Here is a 21,591-nt window from a genome sequence, read left to right on the forward strand (position 1 = left end):
GGGGCCGTGACGGGCCGCCCGACCACTGAGTGTGCGGCTGGTCCGGTCGGTCAAGGGCGCCTTCGGCGGCGCTCCGCGCTGGCCTTGCGGCCACCCTGGACAGCCCTGACCAGCCTGAACGACGGTCTGGCTATCGGGCGGCCCGGGAACTCTGGCGCCCTGGGGATCTCGACGCACGGTCACCGTCCCCATGTCCGCGACGGTCGCGGCGTCAGCGTCCCCCTGGCCCATTACATGACGTTCTGGGCGGGGAATTGGCTGACCGTCGACACCGTCGTCGATCGGGCCGGGCACCGTGCGGCCAGTGCGACTTTCTGTACTGGTTCAAGGCCCGCGCACGGCGAGGGCGCGCGCCGCCTCTCCGGCGCGGCCTGCCTCCTGTCTGCGCCCCGGCTGGCCGCGCCCGACAGCGCGCTACGTGGGCAGCCCCCGCAGCTTGGTCTACTGTCGGGGACTGCCCTTTTCCGATCGGGTAGCTCCCTGCGCGGGCAGGGGCGGCGGGTTACGGGAGTGTGGTCCACTTCTGGTTGTTCTGGCCGTTGCAGGTCCACAGGATGAGCGGGGTCCCGTTGGTGGTTCCTGCCTGGTCGGCGTCCAGGCACAGCCCGGCGTGAACGTTGCGGATCGACCCGTCGGCCTGCGTGGTCCACTTCTGGTTGTCCTGGCCGTTGCAGGGCCAGATGATGACCTGCGTGCCGTTGGTGGTGCCCTGGTCGGAGGCGTCCAGGCACTTGTCGCCGTAGACGCGGATCTCGCCTCCGGCCCACGTGGTCCACTTCTGGTTGGCGGCGGTGTGGCAGTCCCAGATCAGCGTCGTCGACCCGGCCGCGGTGGAGGCCTCGTCCACATCCAGGCAGCGGCCGGACCCGGTACCGCGCAGGCGGGCGGTGGTGGAGGCCAGCGGGCTGCCGCCGGTCATCTTGAACACGGCGACACCGTGCGCCGGGACGCTCGCCGAGATCGGGCCGGAGGTGCTCTGCGTGCCGCCGGTCCACAGGTCGGTGAGGGTGAACGGCCCTCCGGTGAGGCCGACCTGCGCGGCCGTGGCGGTGATGGTCGCGGTGCTGCTGCCCCGGTTGAACAGGCCCACGGCGACCGAGCCGTCGGACAGGGGCTTGGCGAACACCTCGGTGTTGCCGTCGTCGCGCACCCGGCGCCCGCCCGCGCCCAGCGAGTCCTGGTTCACCGCCAGCAGGCGGGGGTTGCGCAGGATCGCGCTCACGTCGCTGGACATGGTCCGGATGTCGTTGCCCGCGATGAGGGGGGCCGAGAGCAGCGACCACAGGGCGAAGTGGGACTGGGACTCGGTCAGCGTCAGACCGGGGCGGCCGACGACGAGCATGTCGGGGTCGTTCCAGTGGCCAGGACCCGACTGAGCGGCCAGCGGCGCGTCGATGTCGAGGACGTTGCCCACGCCCATCGGGTAACTGTTGGTGTTGCCGTTCTGCCAGACGTCGAGCAGGTCCTCGGTCGTCCGCCACAGGTCGGCGACCTCGCCCCAGTTGTATGTGGAGCCGGTGATGGCGTGCAGGCTGTTGGGGTTGATGCTGTAGATGATCGGGCGGCCGGTGGCGCGCAGGGCGTCGCGCATGAGGGTGAACTGTGCGACCTGCTGGTCCCGGGTGCCGCTGGAGGAGCACCAGTCGTACTTGAGGTAGTCCACGCCCCATGAGGCGAACGAGGCGGCGTCCTGGGCTTCGTGGCCCTTGCTGCCGGTGGAGCCGGGGTAGTTGCCCACGGCCTGGGCGCAGGTGCGTTCGTTGGGCGCCTCGTAGATGCCGAACTTCAGGCCCTTGCTGTGGATGTAGTCCCCGAGCGCCTTCATGCCGCTGGGGAACTTGTTCGGGTCGGCCTGCAGGTTGCCCGCGCCGTCACGCTGCGGGTTGAACCAGCAGTCGTCGACGACGACGTACTGGTAGCCCGCGGCCTTCATGCCCGAGGACACCATCGCGTCGGCGGCCTGGCGGACCTGCGTCTCGTTGACACCGCATCCGAAGCTGTTCCAGCTGTTCCAGCCCAGCGGCGGGGTGAGCGCGGGGCTGCCCGGCGCGGCCTCGGCGGTCGTGCCGGCGGAGGCGGTGACGCAGGCGGAGAGGGTCAGTGCGGTGGCTGCGAGGAGGCGCAACATTCGTCTGTGTGACCGTATGGGAACCATGGAGGGTTCCTTCCTGGAGGCAGAGCGGAAGCCGCTCGTTGTGGGCCTGGCGGGCACGGTCACGAGCTTGTGGTCATGTGCGCGACTGTACGGCTTTGCGTGTTCTGGGCGTCGAATTGTGTTCGACTATGTGGCGTCTCGGATCATAGAGAGGCGTAGGGGCGTGTCAATACCTCCCGCAAAATCTCGCGCTCGCGGGCCGCAGAGGCATCCGATCGGGAAAGCGGTTGCCATGGCCGCTGTGCAGGGCGCGCCGAGGGAGTGGCATTGGGTGGCCGGAAGGGCAATCCGGCCCTGTGCGTTTCCACCGGCTCCCTCTTCCGGGGTGGCGGAGAAGACTGGGACACGCAAGTGCCGGAGAGTTGCAGGTTGCCCGCCTGCCGGGCAGGGAGCGGAATCCCTACCAGTACACGCCCCGGGGCGTACGCCCTGGCCTTGATCGGCTACACCACTCAGCGGGACGCCATCGGGTAGCCGAACTCCACGCTCTCGCCCACTCGCTTGGGATAAGGCCAGGTGAGTGCCTCGTCGTCGGGCACGTGCAGCAAAAGTGCCGTCCACGGCCACGGTCCGAAGCCCTCGGTAGAACGAACCGGCCTGCCCGAGGTGGGCGACGGGCCCGGCGAGGATCTCGAACAGCCGCCGCAGCGGTGCTGCCCCGACCCTGCCCGCCGAACCGGCCGCCGTGAGCACCAACCAGATCGGCGTCACCCCGCCGCCGATGGGCTGGGCGTCCTGGAACTGGCCGCCGTCGATGGCTGCGGATGCTGTTGCCCGGTGATGGGCGGTGGCAGCCCGTTCAGCCGGTGGCGGGGTATACGAACAGCTTGGTCTTCCAGCCGTCCACCTTCGCCAGGGCGAGGCCCGCCGAGCCGTTCACCAGGACCGGGGCGATGCGGGGGCTGGCGGGCAGGTCTTGGCCCGTGCGTGCGTCCAGGGCGACCGGACCGTTCTCGGTCTTGCCGTAGGCCCGGCCGTGCCAGGCGGTGGTGATCTCGGGGGCGATGCGGTCGGCCTGTTTGTCGGGTAGTTGCCACAGCGTCCTGCCGGTGGTGGCGTCCAGGCCGAAGGCGGCGTCGTCGTCCGTGCCGGCGCCGGTGCCGTGGCAGACGAGCGTGCTCTTCTCGTCGTACACGCAGGTGCCCTTCGAGAGTTGGATGGGCAGTTGTTGTCCGGTCTTGCCGGTGGCGGGGTCGAGGAGCTGGACGTAGGGCTTCTCGCTGCCAAAGTGGCCGCCCTGGAGGAGGACGAAATGCGGGCCCAGCGCGGACACGGTCTGGCTGACCATGGATTGGCCCTGCCAGCGGGGCGCGCCGGTGGCTGCGTCGTGTCCGGCGGCGAGCGTTTCGTGGTTCTCCGTGGTCCAGCCGACCGCGGTGCCCTCGGCGATTCCTGTGGCCGCGAATCCGTCCTGGACCCAGATCTGGCGATGGGTTGTCAGGTCGATTCCGTAGGTGACGGCGTGGGAGTTGCTGTCGGACACCGCCACCAGGCCGGTGTTCCCGTTGGCGCCGACTGCTGTGGCGGTCAGCTCGGCGTTCGGTTCGTCGGCCCACTCCGGCAGCCGCAGGGTCACCTGCCATCGCACCTTGGCGGCGTCGGGGTCGCTGGCGGTGATCTCAACTGCCTTGTGGGAGGCCTGGGTTCCCGTACCGGACTGTTCGACCGGGAACGGTGTCAGCAGGGCCGGTGTGCCGCCGATGGTGACGATCGCGGGCGCCCCGGCCTTGTGCTCGGTGCCGTCGCCCTCGACCAGTGCTTTGCCTGCGGGCTCGATGGTTGCCCTGACGTGTCCGTTGGTGGTGTCGATGGCCTGCACGTGATCGAACGCGCCTACGAACGCCGTGCTTTTGTACAGAGTGACCGGGGGCGGCCCGACGAGTCTGTTGTCGAGGTCCAGGATGTCCACGATCAGCCCGTCGGGCATTTCGGCGCCCGTCGTCGCGAACGTCGCCGGCGGATCGTGGACGGGCCGCGACGTGCGTGCGGCGGCCGGCGGGGCGTCGCCGGCCGCCTGGGAGTCCTCGCCCGAACCGCAGGCCGTCAGCACGCTGCCGACAAGCGCCACGGCCGCGAGCATCAAACCCCTTGAGGGCTGAGGTATTTGGGAGTTTCGCATGGGTGTCCCCCGTCCAGTTCATTCCAAACGGTGGTCACCTTAGTGCCCCCGCTCCGGCACGGCTCGTGACGGGGGAAGCCAACCCGTGTTCAGACGGCAGGTCCGCCCACGCCACCCCCGTGACGTTGCCCGCTACGCACCTCGTTCCGGCGTCCCCGTCGGCTGTGGGGCTGTCCAGCTGGTGAGGAGTTGCAGGGCTCGGGTGGTGTCGGAGGCGGGTTCGACGTTGTAGACGCACAGCGTCTGGTCCGTGTCACCGGGCACCTGGAAGGACTCGTAGGAGAAGTGGAGTTCGCCGACCAGGGGGTGGTGGTAGTGCTTGGCGCCGTGCGTCCGGCGCAGCACCCTGTGATCGTTCCACCAGGTGGAGAACTCCGGTGACTTCAGCGTGAGTTCGCCGACGAGGTCGGCGAGCTGGCGGTCATGGGGGCTTCGGCCGGCTTCCAGCCGGAGCATGGCGACGGTCTCGGCGGCGATCTGTTCCCAGTCGCCGACCCGTTCACGGGCGACGGGGTCCAGGAGGTAGTAGCGGGCCAGGTTCCGGCGGGGTGCGGGCAGGGCGTCGAAGTCGGTGAGGACCTCGCGGGCCAGGCGGTTGGAGGCCAGGACGTCGGTGCGCCGGCCGAGGATGAACGCGGGCACGTGGTCCAGGGTCTGCAGCATCAGGTGCAGTCCTGGACGCACGCGCTGGGGGCTGGTCGGAGCTCGGCGGGCCGGTGCGGGGCGTGCCAGGAGGTCGGTGAGGTGCTCGCGCTCGGAGGGGTCCAGCCTCAGGGTGACGGCGAGGGCTTCGAGGACTTCGGGGGAGGGGTTCTGTGCCCGGCCCTGCTCGATGCGGGTGTAGTACTCGGTACTGACTCCGGCCAGTCTGGCGACCTCGTCGCGGCGCAGGCCGGGCACGCGGCGGGCCCGGCCGTCCTCGGGCAGCCCTGCTTGGTCGGGGGTGACCCGGGCACGGCGGGTGCGCAGGAAGTCAGCGAGCTCGTCACTACGGTCATCCATATCCCCAAGTGTGGCGGGCGAGAGTGGGACATGTCCCGGGCCGGGTGGTACTGCCAGTACCTTCCTTGCGGATACCTGCCTGGTCAGGGCCTTTCTCGGCGCCCCGTGAGGCGTCTGCGGGTGGTGTTCTTGTGGAGGGAGCCGATGGCGACAGGCCGCGGCCCCGAGCCCCTCATCCCATTCACCTTGAAAGGTGTTCCATGACCACGCAGACTTCCGCCCGTCCCCTCTCCGGCCGCGTCGCGGTCGTCACCGGTGCCTCCAGCGGTATCGGCGAGGCGTCGGCCGAGCACCTGGCCGGACTCGGTGCTCGTGTCGTCGTCCTGGCCCGACGTGCGGACCGGCTGGACGAGTTGGTCGTCCGGATCGGGAAGAACGGCGGTCAGGCCCTGGCCCTGGCTGCCGACGTGACCGACGCGGCGGCCGTGCGGGCGGCCGCGGACCGGGTCGCCGCCGAGTTCGGCGGTGCCGACCTGCTGCTCAACAACGCGGGCGTCATGCTTCCCGCCCCGATCGAGGAGCTGGCCACCGAGCAGTGGCAGCACCAGATCGACCTCAACATCACCGGCCTGATGAACGTCATCGGCGCGTTCACGCCGCAGCTGGTGAAGGCCGCTGAGGAGCGCGGTGTCGCGGACCTGATCAACACGTCGTCGATCGCGGCGCAGAACATCTTCCCGAACTTCGCTGTCTACTCCGCGACGAAGGCATACGTCACCCACCTCTCCCGGCACCTGCGGGCCGAGCTGGGTGCGAAGAAGGTGCGTGTCTCGGCGATCGAGCCCGGCATCGTCGGTACCGAGCTGCAGAGCCACGTCACCGATGAAGGCGCTCGTGCGTGGCTGGAGGGATCGAAGGAAGCCATGGAGTGGCTGGCGCCCGAGGACATCGCGCAGACCGTCGGGTTCGTCGCGTCCCTCCCGCCGCGGGTCAACCTCCAGCAGGTCACCATCATGCCGACCGCCCAGGCCAGTTGACCGTTCCCTGCCGGTCCGCCCCGGCCGTGGGTGATGCTGGGGCTCCGCGCCTGGTCGCGCGATGACGGCACCCGCGTACGGCCTCGCCGATGAACGAATGCTGTCCGATGATCCGGACCTGCTGAGGGTCGAGGTCCGACGCCATCGACTGGCCCCGTTCAGCGTCTCGTCCGGATCGGTGAGTGACGCCGGCCCGGTCGGGCCGGCGACGCTCACCGGGTTCTTCGCCTGCATCGAGACATTCCGCGACCGCAGGCGTCTACGGAAGCAACCCGGCCGGGGCTATTTCACCGCGTGGGAGATGCGGCAGCGACACGAACAAGGACATGCCCTCGCGGCGCAGGCGCAGGCGCAGGCGCAGACGTCGGCGTCGAGTGTCGTCACGGGAACTTCGCACTACCGAGGTTGGTCGGTCGCGGTGGGCGCGGGTGCGGGGTTTGGCTGCGAGCGGCTTTCGGCGCGGGTCTTGAGGGCCTGGTTGAGGGCGGCGAAGTTCTGCCGGGTGGCGGAGATGGTCTTGGCGGTGAAGGGGACGAGCAGGCCGGAGAACTTCTCGGCTTGCAGGAGCTCGGTGCCGCCGGTCGCGGTGGTGGTGAGCGTGAAGCGGTGCTCGCCGTCGAAGATGCCGGGCAGGACGAAGTGGCCGATCCAGCGCAGCTCCACGCCGGGGTCGGCAGCCAGGACGCGCGGGCGGAACGTCATCGGCTTCCCGTCGGCGGGGAACATCCTCAGCGTGAGCCGCTGACCGACTGTGACGTCGCCGGACGCCTCGCGGATGAAGGGATTCCAGTCCGAGTAGGCGGCCAGGTCAGTGAGCACCTCCCAGACTTCCGCGGCCGGAGCGTTGATCTCGATCGAGTGGGAGATCGTCTTCATCGTGGGCCTTCCTTGCGAGGATCAGGGGCAATATACTTTCTTCTGATCCGATATATTGAGTGCGAGGAAGGGGTGATGTCAATGGAGGATCCAGCGGAGATCGTGGGCCGGACACTGGCCGCGAACCTGCGGGCGATGCGGCAGTTGCGGGGCTGGCGGCTGGATGACCTGGCGTCACGGTCGGGGGTCAGCCGGGGGATGTTGCAGCAGATCGAGACCTGCCGCACCAACCCCAGCGTCGCCACGCTCGCCCGGATCAGCGCCACTCTGGGCACCTCGATCGGCCGTCTCGTCGAGCCGCCCGAGGAACTCGGCCAGGTGGTGCGCGCGGCCGACGCCGAGGTGTACCGCGCTGGACAGCACACTGTGGGGCGGCTGCTCATCAACGACGGCCAGGCCCCGTTCATCGAGTTCTGGGACTTTCTCATCGCCGAGCACGAGGAGATGGGCTCCCCCGCGCATCCGCCAGGAACACGGGAACTGCTCCACCTCTACGAGGGGCGGCTCGAGGTCGAGGTCGGCGGCGCCGTCTTCACCCTCGAAGCAGGCGACGCCCTGCGCATGCGCGGCGATCGCGACCACGTCTACCGCAACGCCGGCCCCGGTCCCGCCCGGCTGACCATGGCCGTCACCTACTCCGGCGACCGCGACCCCCGCTACGCGCCCCCTCCAGCCCAATGACCACACGTCAGTCAGGGGCAGGTAGGCGCTGGATGTCGGGCCGGGCCCAGTACCGGAGCATGCGGTCGGGGGACAGGTTGACGATCTCATCGGTGCTGATCAGGGAGATGAAGCTGTCGGCCCAGTGGTCCGGTGCCCCGGCGCCAGAAGGGAGGAAGCCGCCGAGCAACTTCGACGGAGCACGTCACATTCTTGAGCCGCGCTCCGTCATCGAGTTGAGAGCCCACCAAGAGCCCACCATCGGAACTGTCCAAGGAAGGTAGCCATCATGCAGAAGTCCAGCAGGATCGCAGTCGTCGGAGCGACGGGCCGGGTCGGCAGGCACGTTGCGCGGGTGCTTGAGGAGCGCGACCACCAAGTCGTGCCCATCTCACGCTCCTCGGGCGTGGACGTGGTCACCGGGGATGGCCTGGCCGAAGCCCTGAACGGCGTCGAAGTGATCATTGACGTGTCCAGCACGCCATCGCCCGAGCAGGCGGCGGCCACCGAGTTCTTCACCACCACGGCTCGTAACCTGCACCAGGCCGGACACAAGAACGGCGTCCGCCGGATGGTGGTGGTGTCGATCATCGGCATCGACGGCTCCACCACCGGCTACAACGCGGCCAAACTGGCCCACGAGAAAGCAGCACTGGCCGGCCCGCTCCCCACCCGGATCGTGCGGGCCGCGCAGTTCCACGAGTTCGTTGAACAACTGGTCGGCTGGGGTACCCAGGGCGACGTCGCCTACGTACCCAACATGCGCACCCAGCTCGTCGCCGCCCGCACCGTCGCCGAGAAACTGGTCGAGGTCGCCACCGATGCGGATCCGGTGCCCACAGGCGCGCCGTACCCGGAGATCGCCGGCCCCCGAGCCGAGAACCTGGCCGACGCGGCACGCCTGCTGGCCGCTCGGCAGGGCAGCCCGTCCCGCATCGAGGAAGTGAGTGACCCGGCCAACCCCGACCGGGACTTGTTCGAGAACGGCGGCCTGCTCCCCGGCCCACACGCCACCCTTGCCGGACCGACCTACGCGGACTGGCTCGACCAACCCACCCCCTGAAGCGCAGCCCAGCCCAGGAAGTTGCCCTCTGCGACTGGGTTGTTGATGTCCGACAACTGCCCTGTGTAACTACCGAGGTGTGGCGCAGGTGGCCCGGGGTGGCCAAGGGGTGGCCGGACGCCTTGGACTGTTCGGCATGAGTTACGCGTGCTCGACGTGGGGCATGTGGTCTGATCAGGCTCGATGGCATGAGCCGTCATGAGCCGTCATGAGCCGTCATGAGCCGTCATGAGCCGTCATGAGGCGACATGATCGCTCGTGTTCTCGTAATGCGTACGTCTCGGGTTCGAATCCCGAAGGCGGCCCCATGGGGAACCCCAGGTCAGGCCTTTGACCTGGGGTTTCTATCTTTCGTTGACCTTGAAATACGGCGTCCCGTGGCGCCCGCGAAGGGGGCCTGGGTGCGGGTGCCCGGCGTGCCGCGCGGCAATGGGCGTCAACTCGCCCTGGGTATAGCCGTGTTCGCGCCCGGCATCACCGCCACGTCGCGCTCGCACGGATGTCGGCTCACAGACGTACGACCTGCAGAGCAATCTGACGCCTCCGGGCGACGACAACGCGATCGAATTCGCCGTCACCTCGAACTTCTGGCAGCTCGCCCGCCGTTAAGGCCCGGAGAGGCTGGCGTGCAGGGGGGCGGACGCCGATGCAGGTTTCCAGCTGTCGGTCGCCCCCTGCCCGTCCACGACTCGTCCGGCTACACGGCGGTTGCCGCCGGGGCCAGTGCCTGGCGGTACCAGCTCTCGTATTGGGCGAAGCGCTCGCCGAAGGCGCCCGGTGCGCAGTCGAGGTCGGCCCACAGCGGTTCGCCGTCGAACCAGTGGTCGGTGACCAACATGTCCAGGTCGTGCCGCGAGCCTCCCCGCGCCCGCAACCGCTCGGCCGCCTCGTCGAGGGTCAGGTCGCGCTCCGGCCAGGGAACGGACGCGAGATCGCCGACCGCTCTCAGGACGGTGTGCCAGGGCACGGGTTCGGGGTGGCAGGCGTGGTAGACGGGCGCGGTGAGCCGTTCGCGGGGTGCCAGGGCGGCGGCGACCAGGGCGCGGGCCAGGTCCTCGGCGGCGACCAGCGACACCCGTGCGCGCCAGCCCTCCACCGTGCCGGGCAGAGCGCGCAGCAGCCGGGCCAGCGGGGGTCCCACCCGGGTGTCCCCCTCGCCGTAGACGAGATGCGGGCGTACGACCGTGCCGCCCGCGGCCAGTACGGCGTCCTCGCCGGCCGCCCGGGTCCGCGAGGTGACCGAGACCGGCGCGCGGTCCAGGTCCTGTGGCCGGGCGTGCAAGAAGGTGCCCCGCCCGTATACGGCGGCGGTGCTGAGGTGGACGATGCGGCCGACCCCCGCCCGGCGGGCCTCCGCCACGAGCGCGGCCGTCCCTCGGGCGTTGACCGCCTCGCACAGCGCGTCCGGACCGCCGATCTGCGAGGCGCAGTGCAGCAGGGCGTCGGCGCCGTCGCACAGGCCGTGCAGCGAGCCGGGGTCGGTCAGGTCGGCGGGGACGATCGTCGTGCCCGGCGCGCCGCTCGTGCGCACCTGGCTGCGATGGGCCGTCAGCCGCAGAGTGAGGCCCCGGCGTTCGGCCTCGCGAAGGACATGGCGGCCGACGAATCCGCCGGCGCCGGTGATCACCACAGTGGGCAAGGTTCGACTCCTACAGGGCCTGGTGCGGGCACGGGGTCACTCGGTGGAACTCGGCCGGGTCCCGCCGGGCGAACACGTCCAGCATGACGTCGACCGCCAGGTCAACCAAGGGGAAGGGGTGTGGGCGTTCCCCCACGGACAGGGAGGAGTGGACCCGCGGTCTGATACAACGTCACCACCTCAAGGGCGGCGTCCGCGACGCGGATGCCGCCCTTTCGCATGTCCCGAGGCCATGCTGTACGCCGCGTGGGACTTCGATAAACCCCCGGCTAACGCGGCCTGGCCATCGACGTCCCGCGCTACACCTTCCAGCCCGGGCTGACCAACGGCACCACCGGCCAGGCCGCCGCGGCCGTCACCGCCGCCGGCCGCATCCCCGAGCCGTCGCTCTTCTCCGACCCCGCGCTCACCCACCCCGGCGCGAGAGCTGACCCGACCGCCCCGCCTCCGGGCCGAGCGTTCTCCCCAGGCCGGGGCGGCAGTGGTCCAACCCAGCCCCCCGGCCGCCCTTTTCGGATCCCGACCACCCGGGATCCCCGAGATCACCCGGGATCCCTCACGGACACCGCGAACCCGGCGGCCGGCCCACGGACCGCGGGAACCGGCCTCCCTGCCCGGCGGGCGTCCGGCACACGACACGGGGCGCCCGCCGACCGCCTTGCCGCCAAGATCCGGCGTATTAAAGAAGTCCTTACCGTGAACGGCTAGCATCGCGGGTCGGAAATCGTCGGTGGCCGGGATGGGGTGAAGGACATGGAGGACCGGGCGCCGAGGATCGCCGTCGCCGTGGTGACCATGGGGAACAGGCCCGACGAGGTCGACGCCCTGCTGGAGTCCGTCGCCAAGCAGGACGTGGCACCCGCCCGCATCGTGGTCGTCGGCAACGGCTGCCCGCTGCCCGACTTCGCCGACCGCCTGGCGCTCCCCGGCGAGGTCACCCTCCTCGAACTCGACGAGAACCTCGGCTGCCCCGGCGGCCGGAACCAGGCACTGGTCCGGCTGCGGGAGTTCGGGGACGTGGACGTCGTCGTGGAACTGGACGACGACGGGCTGCTCGTCGACGCGGACGTACTGCGACGGGTACGGGACCACTTCGCGGCCGACCCGAGGCTCGGCATCGTCGGCTTCCGTATCGCGGACGAGCACGGCGAGACACAGCAGCGGCACGTGCCCCGGGTCGGCGCATCCGACCCGATGAAGGGCGGCTACGTCACGGGATTCCTCGGCGGCGGCCACGGCTTCCGCACGGCCATGCTCGACGAGATCGGCGACTGGCCCGCCGAGTTCTTCTTCGCTCACGAGGAAACCGACATGGCCTGGCGCGCCACCGACGCCGGCTGGCGGATCCTGTACGCACCCGAACTGCTGCTCCAGCATCCGAAGACCTCACCGGCCCGGCACGCCATCTACTACCGCGTGAACGCCCGCAACCGGGTCTGGCTGGTCCGCCGCCGACTGCCCATCCCCCTGATCCCGGTCCACCTGGGGATCTGGACGCTGCTCACACTCCTGCGGACGCGCTCGCGGGCCGGTCTGCGGGCCTGGTTCGGCGGGTTCGTCGAGGGGCTGCGGGAGCCGGCCGGCGAGCGGCGGCCCATGCGCTGGCGGACGGTGTGGCGGCTCGCCCGGCTGGGTCGGCCGCCCGTCATCTGAAGGCAGGACGAGGGTCCCGGTCGTTCACCTCCGCCGACCGGGACCCTCTCGTGTCCCCGGATCCGGCCGCGGCAGCGACACTCCCCCGAGTTACGCGTTCTACGCGCGCACCCCCGGGCCAGATCCGATGAGGTGATCACATCAGGCCCTGCCAACGGATCGCTAACATGTGGCCAACGGGTCTGCGGTCAGGCGTCGGTCGAATGGCGTGAAAGCCGCCGGCCGCCGACGCCGGACGGCCGCAGCCGCGGCGGATTCGAACGGAGACCGTCGAGAAATGGGTGGCGGGAAACCGTCGTGACAAGGGCGGAAATCCGCCAAGAAGGCGGAAACGCAGTGGACGGCGTGAGGCGGCACGAGCTGCGCTTCGGACTGCTGGGACCGCCGGTTCTGTACGACGTCCAGAGCGCCCCAGGTGTGTCCGGCGCCGACGACGAGGCCGGTGTCAACGCGATCGGCAGCCCCAAGGTCCGTACCCTCCTTGCCGCCCTGCTCCTCGAAGCCGGCCGTGTCGTATCCGTCGAGACGCTCAAGGACGCGCTGTGGGGCGGGGCGCCGCCCGCCTCCGCACAGGCCTCGCTGCACAACCACGTGGCCCGGCTGCGACGGCTGCTGGACGACCCCGAGCGGCTACGGGCCGTGCCGCCCGGATATGTGCTGAGGGTCGAACAGGGCGAACTGGACGTCCATGTTTTCGAACGCCATGTCGCGGCGGCACGCGGTGCGCACGCCGACCGCGACTGGGAGCGGACCGCGCGTGAGTGCATGTCCGCACTCGCACTGTGGCGCGGCACCCCGCTCAGCGGGCTCCCCGCCGAGCTGAGCGGATACGCCTTCGTCCAGCGTCTGCAGGAGGCGCGGCTGCTGCTGCTGGAATGGCGCCATGACGCCGAGCTGGCCGCCGGCAGCGCCCGACTCGACGTGCTCGTACCGGAGTTGGCCGCCCTGACCGCCGAGCATCCGCTGCGGGAGGCCTACCACCGCCAGCTGATGCTCGCCCTGCACCGCACCGGCCGGCAGGCCGAGGCCCTCGCCGTCCACCGCGACCTGCGCACCCGCCTGGTGGAGGAACTGGGCGTCGAACCGGGCGCGGCGGTACGCGAGGCGCATACGGAGGTACTGAAAGGCGCCGACCCGGCAGGCGCCGATGGCGGGCAACGCCCGCCCAGGCCACCCGCACCCCGCGACGAAAGCAGTACGGGTGGTGGAGCACATGGGCTCTCGCACCACGTCGAAGGCCGGGTGCCACCCGCCACGTCACCCTCCACGCCACCCGCGCCGGCCCAACTCCCTCCGCCCCCACCCCACTTCACCGGCCGCGCCCCCGAACAGACGGACCTGCACCGGGCCCTGCTCGACCGGCGCAGTCACGCCCTCACCGTCATCAGCGGCATGGCAGGGGTAGGCAAGAGCGCCCTCGCCCTGCACGTCTCCCATCAGTTGCGGGAACGTTTCCCCGACGGTCAGCTGTACGTCAATCTGCACGGCGCCACCCCCGGCATGACCCCGCTCACCTCCGCCCAGGCGCTCACCGCCCTGCTCCGCGACCTCGGCACAGAGCCCCGCCGCATCCCCGAACACCCGGACGCGGCCGCCGCGTTGCTGCGCTCGCTGCTCGCACCGACCCGCACGCTGCTGGTCCTGGACGACGCGGCGAACGCCGCACAGGTGCGGCCGCTGCTGCCGGCCGGCGCCGGGTGCGCAGTGATCGTCACCAGCCGTTCGCCGCTGACCGCCCTCGACGGCGCCCGCCGCTTCCCGCTCACCCCCTTGAGCGACGAGGAGAGCGCCGCGCTGCTGCGGGCGCTCTCCGGCCGCAGCGCCCTCGACGCGGCCCACCCCCTCGTCGAACTCGCCGGCCGCCTCCCGCTCGCCCTGCGCATCGTCGCGGCCCGCCTCGCCGCCCGCCGCGCGCTCACCCCTGACGTACTCGCCGGTCAACTGGCCGCCACCGAGGGGCGGTTGCACCATCTGGAGTACGACGACCTGAGTGTCCGCCGCTCCCTGGCCGTCGCCCACGGCGCGCTCGCCGCCTCGGAGCGCGAGGCCGACCGGGACGCCGCCCTCGTGCTGCGCGGCATCGGCGCCCTCGATCTGCCCGCGTACGGCGCCCCCTTGCTCGCCCACCTCGTCGGCATCGACGCGCGCCGCGCCGAGGCCGCGTTGGACCGGCTCGTCGACGTGGCCCTCCTGGAGGAGACGGCGTACGGCCGCTACGCCCCGCACGACCTGGTGCGCGACTTCGCCCGCGAACTCGCCGCCGACGAGACCGACGCCGTCGACTCCGCCCTGCCCTGGTACGCCGCCGCGGCCGAACTCGCCCTCGCCGCACTCGTCGAACCGGGCCTGGACCGGGACGACCGCCGCCGCCCGACCGCGGCCCAGCCGCCGGACCACGCGGCGCACGTGGCCGCCCTTCCCGGCTTCGAATCCTCCGGACAGGCCTTCGCCTGGGGCGACATGGAGCTGGGGAACGTCGTCACACTGGTCGAGCGGCACGCCGAGGACACCGACGACCTGAGGGCCGCCCGGATCTCGGTGCTGATCCGCCTCTTCTTCCCGTATGTGCAGCGCAGTGGCCGTGTCGCCGAGATGGAGGTGCTCGGCCGGGCCGCGCTGAGCGTGGCGCGCCGGCTCGGTGACGAGGCCGCCGAGGCGTACGCGCTGGGGGACCTGGCCGGCCTGCACTTCCTGACCGGGCAGCAGAGCGAGGCCCTCGACCTCAACGACCGGGCACTGGCGGTCTGGCGGCGACTCGACCGCGTCTCCTGGATGCGCCGCTGCCTCAACAACCGGGGCCTGCTGCTCGAAGGACTCGGCCGCTACGAGGAGTCCGAGCGGGCCCTGCGCAAGAGCCTGGAGTACTCACGGCAGTTGAACGACCCGCACGGCGAGGCCGTGACCCACAGCCACCTCGGCAACCTGTACGAGCACACCGATCCGCGGGCCGCGATCGAGCAGCACCGGCGCTCGCTCGCCATCGGCCACGAGATCGGTGCCGTGATCGTGCAGCACTCCGCTCACTGCAACATCGGGTACGCCCATCTCACCCTCGGCGAACCGGCCGCCGCCGTCCCGCACTTCGAGGAGAGCCTGCGCATCCTGGGCGGACACGGAGACTGGCACGGAGAGTCGCAGACCCGGCTCGGGATGGTGCGCGCGCTGCGGCTGCTCGGCCGTACGGACCGGGCCGGCGGCGAGTGCGCCGAACTGCTCCGCCGCGCGAACGCCCGCTCCGACTGCTACACGAGCGGTCTCGTGCGCCATCAGTACGGCCTCCTGCTGCGGGAAGGGGGTCACGCGCTGGAGGCGTACGAGGAGTGGCGCGCGGCGCTCGACGCCCTGGACGGGACGGACGAGAAGACGGTGGTGACGGAACTGCGAGAACTACTGGCCGACCCGGAAACCCGCTGACCCCCGAACTCCGGCCCGCCCCCGCCTGCCGCGCACCCCTCACTTCGCGTCGGCATAGCACTCCACCACCGCCGTGGTGAACGGGAACCGTACCGGCGTCTCCCCGAACGTCAGCCGCCCCGCCAGCTCAGCCGCCTCCCGGATCGCCGTCACCACCGCCTCCGCCTCCCGCTCGGGGCAGTGCACGATCACCTCGTCGTGCTGGAAGAAGACCAGCTCGGCCGCCATGCCCGCGCAGGCCTGGCGCAGGGCGGCGAGCAGCAGCAGGGCCCAGTCGGCGGCGCTGCCCTGGACGACGAAGTTGCGGGCGAAGCGGCCGCGGGCGCGGGCGTTGGTGGAGGCGTAGCCCGGCACCCAGTCGGTCCCGGCGGGGGTCTCGGCCGGTTCGTCCTGCGGGATGCCCGCCTCCTCCGCCGCGTCGTCGCCCGCCCCGGCGGCGGGCGGACACGTCCGCCCCAGCCAGGTCCGCACGAGCCGTCCCTCCTCGCCCGCGCGCGCCGCGTCGTCGACGTACGCCACCGCCCTGGGGAAGCGGCGTCTGAGCGCGGCGAGGTTCTTCAGGCCGTCGCCGGAGGTCTGGCCGTAGACCGCGCCCAGCACGGCGAGCTTGGCCTGGGCCCGGTCGCCGGAGAAGGCCCGGTCGGAGACGGACTGGTAGAGGTCGGTCTCGCGGCCGGCCACCTCCATGAGCCCCGGGTCGCGGGAGATGGCCGCGAGCACACGTGGCTCCATCTGATCGGCGTCCGCGACGACGAGCCGCCAGCCGGGGTCGGCGACGGCGGCCCGCCGGATCACCTTGGGGATCTGCAGCGCGCCCCCACCATTGGTGACCCATCTGCCCGTGACGGTCCCGCCCGCGAGGAACTCGGGTCTGAACCGGCCGTCGCGCACCCAGTCCTGCAGCCAGGACCAGCCGTGGGCGACCCAGATCCGGTACAACTTCTTGTACTCCAGCAGCGGCTTCACGGCCGGGTGGTCGACGGACTCGATCTCCCAGCGCCGGGTCGACCTGACCTTGATCCCGGCCTGAGCGAACGCCTTGATGACGTCGGCGGGCAGATCGGGCCGGACGCGGCGCCCGAAGGCGGTGGACACCTCGTCGGCCAGTTCGGCGAGGCGGCGGGGCTCGCCACCGCCCGCGTACCGCTCGCCGAGGAGTTCGTGCAGCAGCCGGCGGTGCACGTCGGTGCTCCACGGCAGTCCCGCCCGGTTCATCTCGGCGGCGATCAGCATGCCCGCCGACTCGGCCGCGGTCAGCAGTCGCATCCGGTCGGGGTGCGCGGTGGCGTCGTGCCGGCGCTGCTGCTCGGCGTACACCTCGGCCAGGTCGGGCAGCGGCACATGGACGGTCTGCGGTTCGAAGAGGGGGGACTGAGCGCCTGGCTCGGCGGAGCGCTGCGGCGGGTCGGGCGGTACGGGGCCGCCGCGCAGCCGGGCCAGGGCGGCGGCCGCCGAGTGGGGTTCCCCGTACCGTCCCTCGTGGCCGAGGAGGAGGGTCTCGGCGTCCTCGATGTCGTAGCACCGCTCCACTCGCACCCCCGTGGCGAGCAGGCGCGGATAGACCTCGGTGGTGGATCGCCACACCCAGCGCGCGACCTCGGGCCGCACCCGCACGGCCGTGGCGAGGTCGGGCTCCCAGCGGACCGCTCCGGCGAGCAGCCCGTCCGGACCGAGGGGGGCGATCTCCACGCCACCGTCCTCGGCCGGAGCGAGCGCCCAGCGATCGGTCATGGTGGCGAGTGTCGCAGGGGGGTCTGACAACGGCCTCCGCGGGCGACGGTCTCAGCCCTCCTCGCCAGGGATCTTCAGATAGCCCGCGAGCGCCTTGGCGAGCTCGGCCTCCACCGGTTCCTTCTCCAGCCCGAGGCCGGCCAGCACTCCGGAGCCGTGCTCGAACTCCAGCAGCGCCAGCAGGATGTGCTCGGTGCCGACGTAGTTGTGGCCGAGGCGCAGGGCCTCGCGGAAGGTGAGTTCCAGGACCTTCTTGGCGTCGGAGGCGTACGGGACGAGCTCCGGGGTCTCCTCGGCGGCCGGCGGGAGCGCGGCGGTCGCCGCCTCGCGCACGGAGTCGAGGGAGACGCCCTGCTGAACGATCGCCTTGGCGGCCAGGCCCTCCGGTTCGGCGAGCAGGCCGAGGGCCAGGTGCGCGGGCACGACCTCGGAGTTGCCGGTGGTCTTGGCCTGGTTGTGGGCGGTCATCACCACGTTGCGGGCGCGCGGCGTGTAGCGGCCGAATCCCTGGTTCGGGTCGAGGGCGGTCGACTCCTTGGGCACGAACCGCTTCTGTGCGGCCTGCCGGGTCACGCCCATGCTCTGGCCGATGTCCGTCCAGGAGGCGCCGGACCGCCGGGCCTGGTCCACGAAGTGACCGATCAGGTGGTCGGCCACTTCACCGAGGTGATCGGCGGCGATGACCGCGTCCTGGAGTTGGTCGAGGGGTTCGGAGTGAACCTTCTTGATGGCTGCGATGAGGTCGTCGAGACGTACGGACGACGTGGTCGGATTCGTCGACATGTGTCAACCCTAGGTTGACACTCCCCGCCCTGTCAACCCTTGGTTGACAGTCGGTCGCCTCGCACGTGCGCCGCGCCGAAGCGCGGAGCCGACCGACAGGTGGGTGAGGCTGAGAGAGGACCTGATCCGCGGCCGGCCAGCCGCGCTGTCAGTGCCTCGTGGCACGATCGACGAGTGAGCAGCACTGCCTCCAGCACCGTCGAAAGCGCCTTCCGGGCCGCCCTGTACGCCGAGACCGACACCGCCCTCGACGCGGGCGCCTCCCTGCTGGCCGCGCACCCGGCAGCGGACGAAGAACTCGCCGACCGCGGCCGGGAGTTCGTGGCGACGGCATGGCGGCGCGGCTGGCAGCCCGCCGACGTCGTCCGGATGGTGCGGCGCGAGCTGGAGGACGTACACGTACGCCTGGCGTCGGCGCTGATCCGCGCGCAGAGGCCCGACGACCGCCCGCGCGGCCCCCGCTGGACCGCGCAGCTGGACGAGCTCACGGCCGAGGCGGCCGAAGCCGAGGCCGGCGGCCCGCCACCGCGCACCGACCGCTTCACGCACGCGACCACCGTCCTGGAGCTGTACCGCCTGCTGCTGCGCCTGCCGACCCTCGACCCCCTCGACGAGCCCACGCGGCAGCCCGGTGCCGGTGCCGGTGCCGACGCCGGTCCCAGATCCGAGTCGCGCATGCTCACCCGTATCCGCGCACTGCTCGCCAAGGCGGAGGCGACCGGCTTCCCCCAGGAGGCGGAGGCACTGTCCGCGAAGGCGCAGGAGCTGATGGCCCGCCACAGCATCGACGAGGCGCTGCTCGCCGCCCGGGCGCCGTCCCCCGACGCCCCCGGAGCGTGCCGGATCGGCGTCGAGGCGCCGTACGAGCAGGCGAAGGCGGTGCTGCTGGACGCGGTGGCCACCGCGAACCACTGCCGGGCCGTGTGGAACGAGCCGCTGGGCTTCTCCACCGTCGTCGGCTTCGAGGCGGACCTGGAGGTGGTCGAGCTCCTGTACACCTCGCTCCTCGTGCAGGCCACGACGGCCATGACGAAGGCGGAGACGGCCCAGCGGGCGGGCGGCCGCAGACGCACCAAGACCTTCCGGCAGTCCTTTCTCGCGGCCTACGCCCACCGGATAGGCACGCGCCTGGCGGCGGCCGCCGAGACGCAGGTGACCGACGACCTGCTCCCGGTGCTGGCCTCCCGCGAGGTCGCGGTCACCGCGCACACGGACCGCATGTTCCCGCAGACGACCACGTCCCGCCTGCGCGGGGTGAGCGACGCCGCGGGCTGGACCGAGGGCGCGCAGGCAGCGGACCGGGCCCAGGTAGGGGCCCGGCCACGGCTTCCGTGAAGGCGTACGGGCGTGAGACGTACGGGCGTGAGACGTACGGGCGTCAGTCGCCGGCCTGCTGGAAGGCGGTCACCGAGGCGTTCGGGCTGCTCGCGCCGCTCTTGAGAGCGACGTCGCCGTAGGACCACTTGAAGCTGTGGGCGGCGCTGGAGCCGGGCAGGGTGAACGCCGCGGTCTTCACCGCGAGGCTCTTGCTTCCGCCCGCCTCGCCCCGGACGTAGGCGATCGTGAAGGAGGCGGTCGCGTCCTTGGCGAGGGTCAGTTTCTGGGCCTTGGCGGCCTTGTCGGCAGGGACGGTGCTGGAGTCGGCGCCCGCGTGCAGGCCGACACCCGGGAAGCCGTTCAGGGTGCACTTGGAGCCGCGGTTGGTGATCGTGACGGTGACGTTGCCGGAGTCCCCGGCGCCCGGGGCCGCGCTCGCCGCGACCTGCACACCGACGCCGTCGAGCGTGCAGGCGTCACCGGCCTTGCTCTCGCTCGTGCCGCTCTTGTTCGTGTCGCCGCTCGCGGCGCCGTCACCGCCGTTGTCGTCGCAGGCGGTCAGCAGAAGGGCCGCGGCGAGGGCGGCGACGGTGATCGGGGTGGCGCGCATATGGGTCCTCTGGTGCTCTGCGGCGTGACGCCGGGGATCGCGTGCATGGATCATCACGCACGCACCCGTGCGGCGGTTGCCCGCCCCTGCCTGACTACGGCCCGACTACTGTTCGACTACTGCCCGAGGCTCGCCGTGGGCAGCCCCGTCGGCAGGCCGCCGCCCTTCGACTTGGTGTACGTCTCCTTGCCGACACTGCCCGACCAGGTGATCTGCAGCGAACCCTTGGACACGGAGTCGACCATCCCCGTCGCCCGGTCCTTGCTGCCGTCCGTGCAGGTGAGGCGGATCATCTCCATGCCGGCTTCCTTGCCCGCGGTCCCGCTGCACACGGTCCCGCCGGTCGAGAAGAGCCCGGCCTTCTTGTCGGTGATCACCAGCGCCACGGCCTTGCCGCCGGTCGTGGCGAGCCAGCTGCCCTGCAGGTCGTCGGACGCGCTCGTCGCCCCGCCGGTGGCGCCGCCCGTGTCCGCCGTCGGCGCCGCGGAGGAGGAGGGGCTGGACGAGGAGTCGTCCGTGGAGCCGCCGCCGCTGCACGCGGTCAGCACGAGCGCGCCCGCAAGCCCGGCGGCCGCCGCCGCGATCCGCACCTGCCGGCGCGACACCGTGCGAGAGGGACGCGTGAAGGTCGCCGAAGTCACTGGAAGCTCCCAAGCTGTAGCGGGCGGTGGCCGGTCGCCCGGCCGCGTGGCCGAAACGCCCGCAGCAAGCTACCAGCAGCGGCCGCCCGCCCCATGGGGAGCGCCTGTGAGATTTACCAGGAGGACTTGCGCACGCCCGGCAGATATCCGGCATGCGCCTGTTCCCGCAGCGACACCCGCGACAGCCCGAAGACCCGGAAGTACCCGCGCGGCCGTCCGTCCACCTGGTCGCGGTTGCGTACGCGCGTCGGGCTTGCGTCGCGCGGCTGGCGCCGCAACTCCCGCTGGGCGGCGAGCCGTTCGGCATCCGTCGACGACGGCCGGCGGATGATCTCCTTCAGCTCGGCGCGGCGCTCGGCGTACCGGGCGACGATCTCCCGCCGCTGCTCGTTCTTCGCGATCTTGCTCTGCTTCGCCATCAGACCCGCACCCCGCGCGCGCGGATCCGCGCCACGGCCGCCTCGACGCCGATCGTGTCGACGGTCCTGATCCCCTTCGTGCTCAGCCGCAGCCGCACGTGCCGGCCTTCGCCCGGCAGCCAGTACCGCTTGCTCTGGATGTTGGGGTCGAAGCGGCGGGACGTGCGCCGGTGGGAGCGGGAGATGCGGTTGCCGAAGCCGGGCCGGGCGCCGGTCAGCATGCAGTGCGCGGACATGGGTGTCGTAGCCTCTCTGGAATCATTGTCGCTAATGGAATTCATTTTCAGTAAACCATAGCGGCGCCGGGCCGGGCGGGCCGAAATACCGGAACATGTGCGGACGGGGGAACAGGAAGGCCGCGGCGTGCGTCTCTTCCTTTGTGTGTGCACGGGGGCGGCCCGGCATGTGATGCGGGCGTCGGGGCAGATGATGGCGCGGATGCAGAAGTACGTACGACCATGTCGGGCCTCGTACGCCACATCCGTAACCGCAGCAACACCCCGCGTGCACGTGCATCTGCTCATGCATCCGC

At 71.2% G+C, this 21,591-nt stretch carries 17 protein-coding genes and 1 tRNA gene; 7 read left to right on the forward strand and 11 right to left on the reverse strand.

Annotated elements, in window-relative coordinates; translation table 11 throughout:
- Positions 1-502 precede the first annotated feature (502 nt).
- From OG870_RS26020 to OG870_RS26030, 3 genes are all read right to left on the reverse strand, one after another.
- Positions 503-2,155 (reverse strand): glycoside hydrolase family 27 protein, encoded by a 1,653-nt coding sequence (locus OG870_RS26020; protein WP_327691531.1) that lies wholly within the window; start codon positions 2,153-2,155, stop codon positions 503-505.
- A 799-nt stretch (positions 2,156-2,954) separates the two neighbouring features.
- Positions 2,955-4,223 (reverse strand): hypothetical protein, encoded by a 1,269-nt coding sequence (locus OG870_RS26025; protein ID WP_327691533.1) that lies wholly within the window; start codon positions 4,221-4,223, stop codon positions 2,955-2,957.
- Between the two features lie 183 nt (positions 4,224-4,406).
- Positions 4,407-5,276 (reverse strand): helix-turn-helix transcriptional regulator, encoded by an 870-nt coding sequence (locus OG870_RS26030; protein WP_327691534.1) that lies wholly within the window; start codon positions 5,274-5,276, stop codon positions 4,407-4,409.
- A gap of 200 nt (positions 5,277-5,476) precedes the next feature.
- Between OG870_RS26030 and OG870_RS26035 the strand changes: the two genes are divergently transcribed.
- Positions 5,477-6,253 carry an SDR family oxidoreductase gene (locus OG870_RS26035; RefSeq protein WP_327691535.1) on the forward strand — a complete coding sequence of 259 codons (777 nt, stop codon included), beginning with the start codon at positions 5,477-5,479 and terminating at the stop codon, positions 6,251-6,253.
- Positions 6,254-6,649: 396 nt separating this feature from the next.
- Here OG870_RS26035 and OG870_RS26040 read toward each other — a convergent pair whose 3' ends face one another.
- On the reverse strand, positions 6,650-7,129 hold the full coding sequence (locus OG870_RS26040; protein ID WP_266518903.1) for an SRPBCC domain-containing protein: 480 nt from the start codon (positions 7,127-7,129) through the stop codon (positions 6,650-6,652).
- Between the two features lie 81 nt (positions 7,130-7,210).
- Here OG870_RS26040 and OG870_RS26045 point away from each other — a divergent pair, with 81 nt between their 5' ends.
- From OG870_RS26045 to OG870_RS26055, 3 genes are all read left to right on the forward strand, one after another.
- Positions 7,211-7,810 carry a helix-turn-helix domain-containing protein gene (locus tag OG870_RS26045; protein WP_266518905.1) on the forward strand — a complete coding sequence of 200 codons (600 nt, stop codon included), beginning with the start codon at positions 7,211-7,213 and terminating at the stop codon, positions 7,808-7,810.
- A 268-nt stretch (positions 7,811-8,078) separates the two neighbouring features.
- Positions 8,079-8,852: an SDR family oxidoreductase gene (locus tag OG870_RS26050; RefSeq protein WP_266589013.1), complete on the forward strand. Its 774-nt coding sequence runs from the start codon at positions 8,079-8,081 to the stop codon at positions 8,850-8,852.
- 232 nt (positions 8,853-9,084) lie between these two features.
- Positions 9,085-9,160: transfer RNA gene (locus OG870_RS26055), tRNA-OTHER, on the forward strand.
- A 389-nt stretch (positions 9,161-9,549) separates the two neighbouring features.
- Here the strand turns inward: OG870_RS26055 and OG870_RS26065 are convergent.
- Entirely contained in the window at positions 9,550-10,482 is a 933-nt protein-coding gene (locus OG870_RS26065) for an NAD-dependent epimerase/dehydratase family protein (RefSeq protein ID WP_266592424.1), read from the reverse strand.
- A 762-nt stretch (positions 10,483-11,244) separates the two neighbouring features.
- On the opposite strand from OG870_RS26065, the gene OG870_RS26070 reads away from it, so the two are divergent.
- Both OG870_RS26070 and OG870_RS26075 read left to right on the forward strand, forming a co-directional pair.
- Complete coding sequence (locus OG870_RS26070; RefSeq protein ID WP_266518911.1) at positions 11,245-12,144, forward strand: glycosyltransferase family 2 protein; 900 nt, start codon at positions 11,245-11,247, stop codon at positions 12,142-12,144.
- 345 nt (positions 12,145-12,489) lie between these two features.
- A complete protein-coding gene (locus OG870_RS26075) occupies positions 12,490-15,558 on the forward strand; it encodes an AfsR/SARP family transcriptional regulator (protein WP_266927764.1) in 3,069 nt (1,022 codons plus the stop codon).
- A 39-nt stretch (positions 15,559-15,597) separates the two neighbouring features.
- Here the strand turns inward: OG870_RS26075 and OG870_RS26080 are convergent, their stop codons facing one another.
- Both OG870_RS26080 and OG870_RS26085 read right to left on the reverse strand, forming a co-directional pair.
- Positions 15,598-17,289, reverse strand: coding sequence for a bifunctional 3'-5' exonuclease/DNA polymerase (locus OG870_RS26080; protein WP_266518913.1), 1,692 nt, complete (start codon positions 17,287-17,289; stop codon positions 15,598-15,600).
- Positions 17,290-17,340: 51 nt separating this feature from the next.
- Positions 17,341-18,072, reverse strand: a complete 732-nt coding sequence (locus OG870_RS26085; RefSeq protein ID WP_266518915.1) for a Clp protease N-terminal domain-containing protein — start codon at positions 18,070-18,072, stop codon at positions 17,341-17,343.
- 174 nt (positions 18,073-18,246) lie between these two features.
- On the opposite strand from OG870_RS26085, the gene OG870_RS26090 reads away from it, so the two are divergent.
- The gene (locus OG870_RS26090; protein ID WP_327691537.1) at positions 18,247-19,407 is read left to right on the forward strand and encodes a DUF2786 domain-containing protein; all 1,161 of its coding nucleotides are present in this window, start codon (positions 18,247-18,249) and stop codon (positions 19,405-19,407) included.
- Between the two features lie 43 nt (positions 19,408-19,450).
- Here OG870_RS26090 and OG870_RS26095 read toward each other — a convergent pair whose 3' ends face one another.
- From OG870_RS26095 to rpmB, 4 genes are all read right to left on the reverse strand, one after another.
- Positions 19,451-19,999 (reverse strand): DUF4232 domain-containing protein, encoded by a 549-nt coding sequence (locus tag OG870_RS26095; RefSeq protein WP_266844703.1) that lies wholly within the window; start codon positions 19,997-19,999, stop codon positions 19,451-19,453.
- Positions 20,000-20,115: 116 nt separating this feature from the next.
- Complete coding sequence (locus OG870_RS26100; RefSeq protein WP_327691538.1) at positions 20,116-20,640, reverse strand: hypothetical protein; 525 nt, start codon at positions 20,638-20,640, stop codon at positions 20,116-20,118.
- A gap of 113 nt (positions 20,641-20,753) precedes the next feature.
- On the reverse strand, positions 20,754-21,059 hold the full coding sequence (gene rpsN / locus OG870_RS26105) for a 30S ribosomal protein S14 (RefSeq protein WP_266518923.1): 306 nt from the start codon (positions 21,057-21,059) through the stop codon (positions 20,754-20,756).
- Complete coding sequence (gene rpmB / locus OG870_RS26110; RefSeq protein WP_266844700.1) at positions 21,059-21,295, reverse strand: 50S ribosomal protein L28; 237 nt, start codon at positions 21,293-21,295, stop codon at positions 21,059-21,061. The genes rpsN and rpmB overlap by 1 nt, the downstream gene beginning before the upstream one ends.
- Between the last annotated feature and the right edge of the window lie 296 nt (positions 21,296-21,591).

The organism is Streptomyces sp. NBC_00461, assembly GCF_036013935.1.
Classification (GTDB): Bacteria; Actinomycetota; Actinomycetes; order Streptomycetales; family Streptomycetaceae; genus Streptomyces.